The organism is Ottowia beijingensis, from assembly GCF_042680925.1.
GTDB lineage: Bacteria > Pseudomonadota > Gammaproteobacteria > Burkholderiales > Burkholderiaceae_C > Ottowia > Ottowia beijingensis.
The window spans coordinates 147207-160199 of sequence record NZ_JBHUEP010000006.1; the positions used below are offsets into that span (position 1 = coordinate 147207).

General features: G+C 70.5%; 11 protein-coding genes and 1 tRNA gene. 5 read left to right on the top strand and 7 right to left on the bottom strand.

Going from position 1 to position 12993, the window contains the following annotated elements; all coding sequences use genetic code 11:
* Positions 1–105 precede the first annotated feature (105 nt).
* Positions 106–2739, top strand: a complete 2634-nt coding sequence (locus ACFSCU_RS07870; RefSeq protein ID WP_377560520.1) for a xanthine dehydrogenase molybdopterin binding subunit — start codon at positions 106–108, stop codon at positions 2737–2739.
* A gap of 48 nt (positions 2740–2787) precedes the next feature.
* Here ACFSCU_RS07870 and ACFSCU_RS07875 read toward each other — a convergent pair.
* Positions 2788–2864: transfer RNA gene (locus ACFSCU_RS07875), tRNA-Met, on the bottom strand.
* A gap of 50 nt (positions 2865–2914) precedes the next feature.
* Positions 2915–3694: an enoyl-CoA hydratase gene (locus ACFSCU_RS07880; RefSeq protein ID WP_180549864.1), complete on the bottom strand. Its 780-nt coding sequence runs from the start codon at positions 3692–3694 to the stop codon at positions 2915–2917.
* A 124-nt stretch (positions 3695–3818) separates the two neighbouring features.
* Here ACFSCU_RS07880 and ACFSCU_RS07885 point away from each other — a divergent pair, with 124 nt between their 5' ends.
* From ACFSCU_RS07885 to ACFSCU_RS07900, 4 genes are all read left to right on the top strand, one after another.
* Positions 3819–4637 (top strand): enoyl-CoA hydratase-related protein, encoded by an 819-nt coding sequence (locus ACFSCU_RS07885; RefSeq protein WP_333707855.1) that lies wholly within the window; start codon positions 3819–3821, stop codon positions 4635–4637.
* Positions 4637–5104, top strand: coding sequence for a hydroxyphenylacetyl-CoA thioesterase PaaI (gene paaI, locus ACFSCU_RS07890; protein ID WP_180549863.1), 468 nt, complete (start codon positions 4637–4639; stop codon positions 5102–5104). The genes ACFSCU_RS07885 and paaI overlap by 1 nt, the downstream gene beginning before the upstream one ends.
* A complete protein-coding gene (paaK, locus tag ACFSCU_RS07895; protein ID WP_180549862.1) occupies positions 5101–6402 on the top strand; it encodes a phenylacetate--CoA ligase PaaK in 1302 nt (433 codons plus the stop codon). Before paaI ends, paaK begins: the two co-directional genes overlap by 4 nt.
* Positions 6403–6663: 261 nt before the next feature.
* A complete protein-coding gene (locus tag ACFSCU_RS07900; RefSeq protein WP_180549861.1) occupies positions 6664–7551 on the top strand; it encodes a GGDEF domain-containing protein in 888 nt (295 codons plus the stop codon).
* On the opposite strand, the gene ACFSCU_RS07905 is transcribed toward ACFSCU_RS07900, so the two are convergent.
* The 5 genes from ACFSCU_RS07905 to ACFSCU_RS07925 form a co-directional block, all read right to left on the bottom strand.
* Entirely contained in the window at positions 7548–8777 is a 1230-nt protein-coding gene (locus ACFSCU_RS07905; RefSeq protein WP_377560346.1) for a DUF3108 domain-containing protein, read from the bottom strand. The two genes, ACFSCU_RS07900 and ACFSCU_RS07905, sit on opposite strands and share 4 nt — an antisense overlap.
* Positions 8723–10567 carry a M61 family metallopeptidase gene (locus ACFSCU_RS07910; RefSeq protein WP_377560348.1) on the bottom strand — a complete coding sequence of 615 codons (1845 nt, stop codon included), beginning with the start codon at positions 10565–10567 and terminating at the stop codon, positions 8723–8725. Before ACFSCU_RS07910 ends, ACFSCU_RS07905 begins: the two co-directional genes overlap by 55 nt.
* A gap of 1 nt (position 10568) precedes the next feature.
* Positions 10569–10934 (bottom strand): DUF3429 domain-containing protein, encoded by a 366-nt coding sequence (locus ACFSCU_RS07915; RefSeq protein WP_377560349.1) that lies wholly within the window; start codon positions 10932–10934, stop codon positions 10569–10571.
* A gap of 149 nt (positions 10935–11083) precedes the next feature.
* Positions 11084–11800, bottom strand: a complete 717-nt coding sequence (locus ACFSCU_RS07920) for a DsbC family protein (RefSeq protein WP_180549858.1) — start codon at positions 11798–11800, stop codon at positions 11084–11086.
* Between the two features lie 45 nt (positions 11801–11845).
* On the bottom strand, positions 11846–12976 hold the full coding sequence (locus ACFSCU_RS07925) for an FAD-dependent monooxygenase (RefSeq protein WP_377560350.1): 1131 nt from the start codon (positions 12974–12976) through the stop codon (positions 11846–11848).
* Between the last annotated feature and the right edge of the window lie 17 nt (positions 12977–12993).

The following is a 12993-nucleotide window of genomic DNA, read 5'->3' on the forward strand; positions in this document are numbered from 1 at the left end:
CCGGCATCGCCCCATTACGGCACGGCGCACGCGGACGATGCGCCGGTGAGCCGCGATGCCGGCAGCGCGGCGCTGCCCGCCACCGCCCCCGAAGACGTGGCCGCGATGCCGCACGCCGCGCCGGCCACCGCTCCAACGGCCGAAGCCGCCTGCGGCACGCCGCACCCGCACGAAAGCGCCCACGCGCAGGTGCAGGGCCTGGCGCCGTATGTCGACGACCTGCCCGAGCCACGCGGCACGCTGCACGCGGCGCCCATCCTGTCGCCGGTCGCGCACGGCAGGCTGCTGGGCATCGACGCCACGGCTGCGCTGGCACTGCCCGGCGTGCGTGCTCTCGTCACCGCGGCCGACATCCCGGGCGACCCGGTGCTGGCCACCTTTGTGCACGACGAGCCCATCTTCGCCACCGATGTGGTGCAGCACGTCGGCCAGGTGGTCGGGCTGGTGGTGGCCGACACGGTGCAGGCCGCGCGTCACGCGGCGCGCCAGGTCAGGCTCGACATCGCGCCGCTGCCCGCCATCCTCACCATCGAGCAGGCCATGGCGGCCGAGAGCTTCGTGCTGCCCACGGTGACGGTGGCGCGCGGCGATGCCGCCGGTGCGCTGGCCGCCGCATCGCACCGGCTGCAAGGCCGCTTTGCCGTCGGCGGGCAGGAGCACTTCTACCTCGAAGGCCAGATCGCCCTGGCCGTGCCCGGCGAGCAGCAGCAGTGGCACATCCACAGCAGCACGCAGCACCCGGGCGAGGTGCAGCACTGGGTGGCGCACGCGCTGGGCATCGCCAGCCACCGCGTCACCGTCGAATGCCGGCGCATGGGCGGCGGCTTCGGTGGCAAGGAGACGCAGGCCGGCCACATGGCCGTGTGGGCGGCGCTGGCTGCACTGAAAACCAAAGCGCCCGTCAAGCTGCGGCTGGACCGCGACGACGACTTCATGACCACCGGCAAGCGGCACCCCTTCGCCTTCGACTACGACGTGGGCTTTGGCGACGACGGCCGCATGACGGGCCTGACGCTCGACATGATGGCCAACTGCGGCTTCAGCGCCGACCTGAGCGGCCCGGTGTGCGACCGCGCCGTGTTCCACGCCGACAACGCTTATTACCTGGGCGACGTGGTGATCCGCAGCTTCCGCTGCAAGACCAATCTGCAGAGCCACACCGCTTTCCGCGGCTTCGGCGGCCCGCAGGGCGTGATCGCCATCGAGACCATCCTGGGCGACATCGCCCGGGTGCTGGGCCAGGACGCGCTGGACGTGCGCATGGCCAATCTGTACGACGGCAGGCCTCCCTCCCCCGCTGGGGCAGGGTTGGGGTGGGGGCAGACCGCGCCTGCCAGCACCGCTGCGCCCCTCACCCCAGCCCCCGGATCGAGTCCGGGGCAGGCTCTCTCCCCAGAGGGGCGAGGGAGTCACCCCGCCACGCCACTCCCTCCCCCGCTGGGGGAGGGCCGGGGTGGGGGCCGCGCCGTAACCGCTGCCGCCGCTGCGCCCCTCACCCCCACCCTCTCCCCAGGGGGGAGAGGGAGCCAAACCCCGGCTACCGCGACTTCACTCCCTCTCCCGCCTGCGGAAGAGGGCCGGGGTGAGGGCACCGCGCCCACCCCCCGCGACACCACCCACTACCAGATGCGGGTGGAAGACAACATCCTCCACGAATTGCTCCCAGAACTGGAGCACCTTGCGCAGTATCGGCGGCGACAAGAGGCTGTTTTGGCCTGGAACGCGCAAAACGCTTACCTCAAGCGCGGCATCGCCATCACCCCCGTCAAGTTCGGTATCAGCTTCACCGCCACGCTGTTCAACCAGGCCGGCGCGCTGGTGCACGTCTACACCGACGGCAGCGTGCAGGTGAACCACGGCGGCACCGAGATGGGCCAGGGCCTGCACACCAAGGTGGCGCAGGTGGTGGCCGACGAACTGGGCGTGCCGCTGGCGCGGGTGCTGGTCACCGCCAGTGCCACCGACAAGGTGCCCAACGCCAGCGCCACCGCCGCCAGCAGCGGCACCGACCTGAACGGCAAGGCCGCGCAGGCCGCCGCCCGCACCGTGCGCGACAACCTGGCCGCCTTCGTGAGCGGGCTGGACGGCTGCGGCGCGGGCGCGGTCGAGTTCCGCGCCGGCCAGGTCATCAGCCCCAGCGTCACGCGCGCCTTTGCCGAGGTGGTGAAGGCCGCCTACGCCAACCGCATCCAGCTGTGGAGCGACGGCTTCTACCGCACGCCCAGGATCCACTACGACAAGGCCACGCTCACCGGCCGGCCCTTCTTCTACTTCGCCTACGGCGCCGCGTGCAGCGAGGTCGCCATCGACACCCTCACCGGCGAATACCGCGTGCTGGCCGTGGACATCCTGCACGACGTGGGCCGCAGCATCAACCCGGCCATCGACATCGGCCAGATCGAGGGCGGCTTCATCCAGGGCATGGGCTGGCTGACCACCGAGGAGCTGGTGTGGAACGAGCACGGCGCGCTCACCACGAAGGCGCCCAGCACCTACAAGATCCCCACCGCCGCCGACCTGCCCGCGCACTTCAAGGTCCACCTGTGGCCCGAGCCGAACGCCGAGGACACCATCTTCCGCAGCAAGGCCGTGGGCGAGCCACCCTTCATGCTCGCCGTCAGCGTGTGGGAAGCCCTGCGCAACGCGGTGGCCGCCGCGCGCGCCGACGGGCAGCCGGTGCGCATGGACGCCCCCGCCACGGCCGAGCGCGTGCTGCGCGCGCTCCGCAGCGTGGCCTGAGCCCAGGAAAAAGCCCCGACTGGCATGACCAATCGGGGCTTTCTGATGTGGTGGTGGTAGGTGGAATCGAACCACCGACCTTGGGGTTATGAATCCCACGCTCTAACCGACTGAGCTATACCACCGGCAACCGCGCATTATAGGGGAAATGCACCGCGCCGGCGGCGGAAATCGGTCACTGGTTCTTGAACACCGCCGCACGCTTGTTGACGAAGGCGTCCATGCCTTCCTTCTGGTCGGCGGTGGCGAACAGCGCGTGGAACAGGCGGCGCTCGAACATCACGCCATCGGCCAGCGTGCCTTCGAAGGCCTTGTTGACGCTCTCCTTGGCCGCCATCACGGCCATGCGACCGTAGCCGCTGATCATCAGGGCGGCGGCCAGCGTTTCCTCCATCAGCTTGTCCAGCGGCACGATGCGGCTGACGAGGCCGGCGCGCTCGGCCTCGGTGGCGTCCATCATGCGGCCGGTGAGGGCCAGGTCCATGGCCTTGGCCTTGCCCACGGCACGCGGCAGGCGCTGCGTGCCGCCGGCGCCGGGGATGATGCCGAGCTTGATCTCGGGCTGGCCGAACTTGGCGTTGTCGGCGGCGATGATGAAGTCGCACATCATGGCCAACTCGCAGCCACCACCCAGGGCGAAGCCGCTGACGGCGGCGATGACGGGCTTGCGGATGCTGCGGATGGTTTCCCAGTCGCGCGTGATGTAGTCGTCGCCGTACACGTCGGCGAAGGTGTAGGTGGCCATGGCGCCGATGTCGGCGCCGGCGGCAAAGGCCTTCTCGTTGCCGGTGATGACGATGCAGCCGATGGCGGCGTCGGCGTCGAAAGCCTTGAGCGCCTGGCCCAGTTCCACCATCAGCTGCGGGCTGAGGGCGTTGAGCTGCTTGGGCCGGTTCAGCGTGATGATGCCGACCTTCTCGCCCTCGGTGCGGGTGGTGATGAATTCGTAGGCCATGGGGGTTCTCCTTGTGTGATGGTGTCGGGTTGAGTGGCACTATAACCAGCCACCATGAACGCGCACAGTTAACCGACCGATGGGTCGGTTAATGGTAAATTGCGCCCCGAGGAGACAACACCGCATGACCACCCCCGCACCCGGCGCGGCCGCCGAGCCCGCCGTCCTGTTTGCGCAGGAGGGCCCCGTCGCCGTCCTGACGCTGAACCGCCCCGCCTCGCTCAACAGCTTCACGCGGCAGATGCACCGCGACCTGTGGGCAGCGCTCGACCAGATCGAGGCCGACAAGTCGATCCGTGCGCTGGTGCTCACCGGCGCCGGCCGCGGCTTCTGCGCCGGTGCCGACCTGTCGGAGTTCGACTTCCGGCCGGGCGACGACCTCATGTTCCGCGCCGATCCCGGCCCGGTGATCGACCAGGCCTTCAACCCCACCACGCGGCGCCTGATCAACGTGCGCGTGCCCACCGTGTGCGCCGTCAACGGCGTGGCGGCGGGCGCGGGCGCGTCGGTGGCCATGGCCTGCGACATCGCCATCGCGGCGCCGGGCGCCAGCTTCATCCAGGCCTTCAGCAAGATCGGCCTGGTGCCCGACAGCGGTGCCACCTGGCTGCTGCCGCAGCGCGTGGGCCTGGCGCGCGCCATGGCGCTGGCGATGACGGGCGACAAGCTCGGTGCTCTAGAAGCCAAGGCCATGGGCATGATCTGGGACGTGGCCGACGACTCCGTCGATGCGGCGAAAAAAATGGCTGAGCGCCTGGCCGCCATGCCGACCAAGGCGCTGATTGCCACGCGCCACCTGCTGCGCAACGCGCACACGCACAGCCTGGACGAGCAGTTGGATCTGGAGCGCGATGTGCAGTCGCGCCTGGGCTTCACGCACGACTACATCGAGGGTGTGTCGGCCTTTTTGCAGAAGCGCCCAGCGCAGTTCAAGGGCGAATGATGACTGCACATTTGACTGAGGCCGAAGCCGCCGATCTGGCGCGCCGCGTGGGCGAATCCATGTACGCGGCCGACGAGGCCTCGAAAGACACCATGGGCATGGAGCTGCTGGCCTGCCAGCCCGGCCGCGCCAGCATGCGCATGGTGGTCAGGCCGCTGCACCTGAACGGCCACAAGATCTGCCACGGCGGCTTCATCTTCACGCTGGCCGATTCCACCTTCGCCTACGCCTGCAACAGCCGCAACCACGCCACCGTGGCCAACGGCTGCAGCATCGAGTTTCTGCGCCCCGCGCACGAAGGCGACGTGCTGACGGCCGAGGGCGTGGAGCAGACGCTCTCCGGCCGCCACGGCATCTACGACATCCGCGTCAGCAACCAGAAGGGCCAGGCGGTGGCGCTGTTCCGCGGCAAGAGCACGCAGATCAGCGGCACCGTGATCCCCGAGCCCGCAGGAGCCTCTTCATGACCGACAAGACCTTTGCGCTGGAGCCGATCGAGAAGGCCAGCGTCGACGAGTTGCGCGCGCTGCAGCTGCAGCGGCTGAAGTGGTCGCTGGCCCACGCCTACGCCAACTCGCCGGTCTACAAGGCCAAGTTCGACGCGGCGGGCGTGCACCCCGACGACCTGAAGCAGCTGTCCGACCTGGCCAAGTTCCCCTTCACCACCAAGAAGGACCTGCGCGACAGCTACCCCTTCGGCATGTTCGCCGTGCCGCGCGATCAACTGGCGCGCATCCACGCGTCCAGCGGCACCACGGGCAAGCCCACGGTGGTCGGCTACACGCTCAAGGACATCGACACCTGGGCCGGCGTGGTGGCGCGCAGCATTCGCGCCAGCGGCGCGCGGCCGGGTGACCTGGTGCACATCAGCTACGGCTACGGCCTGTTCACCGGCGGCCTGGGCGCGCACTATGGCGCCGAGAAGCTGGGCCTGACGGTGGTGCCCTTCGGCGGCGGCCAGACCGAGCGGCAGATCCAGCTGATCCAGGACTTCCGGCCCGACATCATCATGGTCACGCCCAGCTACATGCTGGCCATTGCCGACGAGGTGGAGCGGATGGGGCTGGACCCCAAGGCCTTGAGCCTGCGCCTGGGCATCTTCGGCGCCGAGCCGTGGACCAACGAGATGCGCACCGCCATCGAGGCGCGCATGAATATCGACGCGGTCGACATCTACGGCCTGTCGGAAGTGATGGGCCCCGGCGTGGCCAACGAATGCGTCGAAACCAAGGACGGCCCGACGATCTGGGAAGACCATTTCTACCCCGAGATCATCGACCCCGACACCGGCGAGCCGGTGCCCGACGGGCAGGAGGGCGAACTCGTCTTCACCAGCCTGACGAAAGAGGCGCTGCCCATCATCCGCTACCGCACGCGCGACCTCACGCGCCTGCTGCCCGGCACCGCGCGCACCATGCGCCGCATGCAGAAGATCACCGGCCGCTCGGACGACATGATGATCATCCGCGGCGTGAACGTGTTCCCGACGCAGATCGAGGAACTGTTGCTCAAGCGCCCCGAGCTGTCGCCGCACTACCAGTGCGTGCTGACGCGCGAAGGCCCGATGGACAACCTGAAGGTGGCGGTGGAATGCGCGCCGGGCGTCGACCCTGAGGGCATCCAGGCCCGCGCCGCCGCCAAGCTGCTGCAGCACGAGATCAAGGTGTACGTGGGCAGCAGCGTCGAGGTCGAGCTGAAGGGCGAGGGCGGCATCGAGCGCAGCGTGGGCAAGGCCAGGCGGGTGGTGGACCTGCGGCCGAAGTGACCGCGGTCACCAGGCTGGTTGTTATTGATTTGATAGCTGCTTGCGCCTGTCATAAGCCGTTTTCAGGTTGTTTTATATCTGAAATTGGATTGTATCGTGCGTAAACAGCTATTTTTATGTGAGCAAGTGCGCCGCTCACACAGCCGCTTCAGGCACCGCGCCGCGCTGCACGCCGGCGCTGCGTGAGACATTTGGCGAATCGCGCCGCCCCGGTGTGCCGGCACGCACCACCGCGCCGCGGCAACGCCCTACAGTGGGCGCGTGATCTCCGCCTTCCACCGCTTCATGAGCGCGCTGCCACCCCTCGCCCGGGGCGTGGTGGTGATGGCGCTGCTCGTGCTGGTCGGCGCGCTCGACGTGGCGACGGGCTACGAACTGTCGTTCTCGGTGTTCTACCTGATGCCCATCGTGCTGGCCACCTGGTACCTGGGCCGGCGCATGGGCTACCTGCTGTGCGTGCTGTCGGCGCTGAGCTGGTACGGCGCCGACCTGGGTGCCGGCCACCCGTACAGCCACGCCTCGATCCCGGTGTGGAACACGGTGGTGCGGCTGGGCTTCTTCCTCATCACGGCCAGCCTGCTGCTGCGGCTGCGCGGCGCGCTGGACCAGCAGGCCCGGCTGGCGCAGCACGACGGGCTGACCGGATTGCTGAACGCGCGCACCTTCATGGCGCGGGGCGAGCACATGGTGCAGCTGGCGCGCCGCCACCAGCGCCCGCTGGCCATCGGCTACATCGACCTGGACGGCTTCAAGGGCGTGAACGACCGCCACGGCCACCTGCGCGGCGATGCGGTGCTGAGCGGCGTGGCCCAGGTGCTGGCCGAGCGGCTGCGCACCAGCGACCTGCTGGCCCGCCTGGGCGGCGACGAGTTCGCCGTGCTGTGCCCCGAAACCGATGCGCGCGGAGCCGCGCGCGTGTTCGACGACTTGCACCAGCGCCTGAACGCTGCCGCCCGGGCACAGGGCTGGGAGATCGGCTTCAGCATCGGCGTGGCGAGCTTTGCGCGCGCCCCCGAACGCCTGGGCGACGCGGTGCGCAGCGCCGATGACCTGATGTACCGCGTCAAGCACAGCGGCAAGAACCGCGTGGTGCTCGAGCGGTTCGAGCCACCGGCGCCCCCGGCGCCCGCTGGCGCGCCCGCGCGTTAGCGCTGCTCGATGGTGTCCACCATCAGGTCGATGTAGGTGTCCGGCCCCTGCGTGATGCGGATGCGCACCGGCAGGTACTGCAGGCTGGGCGCGTACCAGATCTCGGCGCTGATCGGCCCGCGCGGCTTGTTCAGCGGGCGCGGCTTGAGGTGGTAGGTGGGCACCGGCCCCAGGCGCGGCAGGTGCAGGGTCTCCTCGCCGATCACGTCGTAGGTCCAGTCGTCGATGCCGCCGGGCCGCGCCATGGCGAAGTCGATGCGCGCACCCGGCACCAGCTGCACCTGGCCGGTGGCAAAGCGGTGGCCCAGCTCGACGAACTGGCTGGCGGTGTCCTGCACCGCGTCGGGGCGCGGCACGCGGGTGCCGTTGTTCAGCCGCACGTCGTCGCCCAGGCGCACGCCGCGGCGGCGGCCGCGCACGTTCTCCTCGTACACCTCGGGCCGCAGGCCGCCGGCGGTGATGTCGCCCTGGCTGGTGAAGCTGAGCGAGGCCAGCAACCCGGCGCTCATCTCCACCGCCGTGTGGTAGCGCGTGCCATCGCGCTGCCACAGCACGCGCGCGTCGCCGTGCAACTCGCCACGGTAGTGGCCGCCCAGCTTGTAGGTCAGGCGCGTGTCGGTGGGCCAGCTGGCCAGGAAGGCGGGCTCGGCCGCGCTGGCGGCCGATGCGGGCGCCGACGCGGGCGCGGCAGCGGCACTGGCGACGGTGTCGGAAGGCTCAGGGGCCGGGGCGGCTTCGCGCGATGCCGTGGGTTGCGGTGCTTCGGCCAGCAGCGGCGCGGAGGCCGTGCTGGCCGGCTCTTCCGGAGCCTCGGCGACGGGCTCGGGCACGTCCTCGGGAGGCAGGGCTGCGGATTCGGGCGCGCTCGCTGCGGACTGCGGCTTCGGTGGGGCTGGCTGGCGTGCTTCTTTTTTAGGAGCTGTCTGCGCAGGGCGGATGAGCGCTGAGGGCCGATTTGGCTTGGTTTCAGCCGTCGCGGGCGCGGCGGCCAGCAGCGCCGCCGGCGCCTCGGGCGTGATGCTGCGGGTGTAGAAGGGCGGCGCCACGTCCTTCAGGATGCTGGGCGGCCGCAGCAGCGCCGACAGCCAGCTCAGCGCCAGCGCGTGCAGCAGCAGCACCAGCGCCGTGCTGGCCAGCAACGCACGGCGGTGGCGCGCCGTGCGCAGCGGCTTCAGCGGCCCGGCCAGGGGTGCGCGTCGCTGCCGTTCTTCGGGGCCAGGCGCCATGTGGTGGACTTCTCGGGCAAGACCAGGGGCAGGCGCAGCAGGCGCTTGTCGCGTGCCACCAGCGCGACGACCCGCCGGGCCTTGCCGGCGAACAGGGGCAGCTCGTCCAGGCGCGTCAGGCGCCAGCCGGCGGTGTGCGTGGCGCTGCCCTTCGTCCTGGCAGCGGGCAGTTGCACCCCCAGCCATTCGTCACCGGCCGCCATGCCGGCCTCGGCGGCAGGGCCGCCATCCAGCACCACCTTCAGCGTGATGCCGCCGTTCTCGGCCACGCGCAGGCCCAGGGTCTGCGCCAGTTGCGAGGGCTCTTCGAGCACCTTCACGCCCTGCGATTCGAGCTGCGCCTTCAGCGGCAGCTCGGCCGTGCCGTGCACCCAGTCGGCGATCTCGCGCGCGAAGGACCGGCCGCCCAGCTCGGCCATCACGGCGGCGAAGTCGCCCTCGGTCATCGGCCCGCCCCGGCAGCGCCGCCACAGCGCGCGCATCGCGTCGTCCAGCGTGTGCTCGGTCTCGTGGCGCAGCGTGAGGTCGAAGCACAGCGCCACCAGCGCGCCCTTGGTGTAGTAGCTGACGGTGCTGTTGGGCGTGTTCTCGTCCGGGCGGTAGTAGCGCAGCCAGGCGTCGAAGCTGGCCTGCGCCACCGACTGCACCTGCCGCCCCGGCGCCTGCAGCACCTGGTTGGCGGTCTTGGTCAGCAGCTTCAGGTAGCCGGCGTCGTCCAGCAGGCCGGCGCGGCGCAGCAGCAGGTCGTCGTAGTAGCTGGTGAAGCCCTCGAAGAACCACAGCAGGCGGGTGTAATTCTCGCTCTGGTAATCGTAGCGTTCGAACTCGGCCGGGCGCAGGCGCTTGACGTTCCAGGTGTGGAAGTACTCGTGGCTGATCAGGCCCAGCAGCGTGACGTAGCCGTCGCCCACGCGCGCCGCGTCGGCGGGCGCATCGTGGCGCGGCAGGTCGGCGCGGCCGCAGATCAGCGCGGTGCTGGCGCGGTGCTCCAGCCCGCCATAGCCCTCGTGCACCACGTTCAGCATGAACAGGTAGCGATCGTGCGGCGGGCGGCGGGCGCCGTGCCAGAAGCGGATGGCGGTTTCGCAGATCTTCTGCGTGTCGCGCAGCAGCCGCTCGCCGTCGAACGCCGCGGGCGCCCCCGCCACCACGAAGCGGTGCGGCACGCCGGCGGCGGTGAACGTGCCGCTCCACAGCGTGCCCATCTCCACCGGGTGGTCGACCAGCTCGTCGTAGTCGGCGGCGCGGTAGCGGCCAAAGCCCTGCGCGTCGACGGCGACGGGCGCCATGGCCGTGGCCAGTTGCCAGTCGCGCCGCTGGCGCACCGGGTGCACCGTCAGCTCGTGCGGCTGGCGCTCGTGCCCGTGCACGCGCAGCAGCAGGCTGGTGCCGTTGAAGAAGCCGCGCTCGGCGTCCAGCCAGGCGGTGCGCACCGAATTGTCGAAGGCATAGACCTCGTAGCGCAGCACCAGCGGGCGGCGCGGGTCGCATTCGATGTCCCAACTGGCCTTGTCGATCTGCACGCAGGCGCAGGCCGTGCGGCCCTGCGTGGCCTGCAGCGGCTGCAGATGGCGCGCGAACTCGCGAATCAGGTAGCTGCCCGGAATCCACGCCGGCAGCGACACGCGCTGCACGGCGGCCGGCCGGTCGATGGTGATCTGCACCGCGAAGCGGTGGCCGTGCAGGCTGGCCGCGCGCACGTCATAGTGCACGGGCGCCGGCGTCGCCTGGGCGGGCTCGCGGGCGCGGCCGGTGCGGGCGGCAGGGGCGGGGCGTGCGCGCTTCGTCACGTCATGCCACCTTCAGGGCAAGGGCCGCCAGCACGCAGCAGGCCACCACCATGGCCGTGATCTGGCGCCGCAGGCTCAGCCAGGGGCCGAGCCCTGCGCCGGGCCAGGTGCGGCCATCCACCACGTAGGCCAGCACGAACACGGCCACCAGCAGCCACAGCGCGATGTCGACCGGCAGCAGCAGCGTGCCCCAGGCCAGGTAGGGGGGCACCGGCCCCCAGACGAAATGGAACGTGGGCACGTCCGAGTGCGTGGCCATGTAGCGCAGCCCGATGCCCCAGTGGATGCCACCGATGAAGGAGGCGAACAGCGCGGCCGCGCTGCACACCGCCCAGCCCAGCCAGGCTTGCGAACCGAGGCCCGGCACCCACTATCGCCAGCGTGAGCAGCGCCATCGGCACCAGCGCGCCGTAGGCGATGACATAGATCAGCCGCCAGCGCGGTGCGCTGCGGTAGGCGGTCCGGGGCAGGCGCTGGGGTTCGGTCACGAGGCGGCGGGGCAAGGCGGCGCGGCGGTCAGCGCTGGTTCAGCAGCTCTTCGATCTGCTGCGTGTTGATGGCGCCCGGCACGCGCGTGCCGTCGGCAAACACCAGGGTCGGCGTGCCGGTGATGCGGTACTTCTTGGCGAAGTCCAGGTTGGCCGTCAGCGCGTCGGTGTTGCACTTGCCGCTGCCCTTGGGGGCGATGTCGCGCTGCATCCAGTCGACCCAGGCCTTGGCCTTGTCGGCGCTGCACCAGATCTGGCGCGACTTCTCGACCGAATCGGCGCCCAGGATCGGGATCAGGAAGAAGTGCACGGTGATGTTGTCGACCTTGGCCAGGTCCTTCTCGAAGCGCTTGCAGTAGCCGCAGTTCGGGTCCTCGAACACCGCCAGCTTGCGCTTGCCGTTGCCGCGCGTGATGCTGAAGGCGTTCTTCAGCTGCAGCTCCTTGAAGTCGATGGCCGTGAGCTTGGCCACGCGCTCTTCGGTCAGGTTCTTGCGCGCCTTGGTGTCGAGCAGGCTGCCGTGCAGCAGGAAGTTGCCCTCGGCATCGGTGTACAGGATGTCGGTGCCCACACGCACTTCGTACAGGCCGTCCATCGGCGTCTTGCTCACCTCGTCGATGTCGGTCAGGCCCGGCACGCGCTCGGCCAGGTTCTTGCGGATGGTGGCCTCCTGGGCCGCGGCGGCCAGGGGCAGCGCCAGGATCAGGGCGCTCAGGCCGGTGCGCAGAAAAGCAGTCAACTTCATGGGGAACGGTCTTGAAAAGATGAAAAAGATCAGAGCCGCGGGCCGTCAGGCGGTTCCCATGGCCAGCCGGGCAATGCGGCGCTTGATGGGGCCGCTGGCGTCGAACGCGGCCATGCCCCAGTTGCGCAGCAGCGCGGCGGCGGGCTCGGGCCGGCCGAACAGCTGCTGCAGGCCGTCGGTGGCCAGGCTCATGCGCAGCCAGTCGCCCTGGCGGGCGCGCTCGTAGCGGCGCAGCAGCTTCAAATCATTCAGCGGGCGCCAGGGCTCGCGCGCGGCCAGCACGCGCGCCAACTCGGCGGCGTCGCCCAGGCCCACGTTCAGGCCCTGGCCGGCCAGCGGGTGCATGGCGTGGGCGGCGTCGCCGGCCAGCGCAAAGCTTTCGCCCGGGCAGCCAGGCAGGGGGCCGACCCAGCGCGTGGCGCGCGCCAGCAGCAGCGGCCAGCTGGCGCGCGGGCCGGTCTGCGCCAGGGCGCCCAGTACGCCGCCGCTCAGGTCGAACAGACGCGCGGCAAAGGCCGCGTCGTCCAGTGCCTGCAAATCGGCCAGGCGCTCGCTGCGCACCGACCACACCACCGCCACCTGCCGGCCCTGCGCGCCATCCAGCGGCAGAAAGGCCACGATGTCGCCCTCGGCCGTGAACCACTGGCGCGCCACCTGCCCGTGCGGGCGCTCGCAATCCAGCCGCGTGGCGATGGCGTGCTGCGGGTAGCGCGTGGTCTCGAACGCCACGCCCAGTTCGGCGCGCGTGGCGCTGGCGCGGCCTTCGCACACCACCGTCAGCGGGGCGGCCACCGGCGCGGTCACCACGTCGATACCGCTCTGGTAATTCACCGCCTCGGCCAGCAGGCGCTCCAGCGCCGGCACGTCGACGATCCAGTTCAGCGCCGGCACGCCCTGCGCCGTGGCGCTGAACTGCACCGCGCCGTCGCCGTCGCCATGCACTTCCATGGCCAGCACCGGCGTGGCGGCGCGCTCGGGCGGCCAGCAGCGCAGCCCTTCCAGCAGCTTGCGCGCGGCGGGGCTGAGCGCGTAGGCGCGCACGTCGCCGTGGCCGCTGGCCGGGTCGGCCGGCGGCGCCACCAGGGCCACGCGCAGGCGCTCGCGCGCCAGCAGCAGCGCCAGCGTGCGGCCCACGATGCCGGCGCCGCGGATGCAGATGTCGTGTGAGGCGGACATGGGTTCATTGTAGGCGG

Bases quoted from the DNA above. Each gene is read 5' to 3' on its own strand.
- paaI (WP_180549863.1), top strand. From the start codon at position 4,637: ATGACTGCACATTTGACTGAGGCCGAAGCCGCCGATCTGGCGCGCCGC.
- ACFSCU_RS07870 (WP_377560520.1), top strand. From the start codon at position 106: ATGCCGCACGCCGCGCCGGCCACCGCTCCAACGGCCGAAGCCGCCTGC.
- ACFSCU_RS07885 (WP_333707855.1), top strand. From the start codon at position 3,819: ATGACCACCCCCGCACCCGGCGCGGCCGCCGAGCCCGCCGTCCTGTTT.
- paaK (WP_180549862.1), top strand. From the start codon at position 5,101: ATGACCGACAAGACCTTTGCGCTGGAGCCGATCGAGAAGGCCAGCGTC.
- ACFSCU_RS07880 (WP_180549864.1), bottom strand. From the start codon at position 3,694: ATGGCCTACGAATTCATCACCACCCGCACCGAGGGCGAGAAGGTCGGC.
- ACFSCU_RS07905 (WP_377560346.1), bottom strand. From the start codon at position 8,777: ATGGCGCCTGGCCCCGAAGAACGGCAGCGACGCGCACCCCTGGCCGGG.
- ACFSCU_RS07920 (WP_180549858.1), bottom strand. From the start codon at position 11,800: ATGAAGTTGACTGCTTTTCTGCGCACCGGCCTGAGCGCCCTGATCCTG.
- ACFSCU_RS07925 (WP_377560350.1), bottom strand. From the start codon at position 12,976: ATGTCCGCCTCACACGACATCTGCATCCGCGGCGCCGGCATCGTGGGC.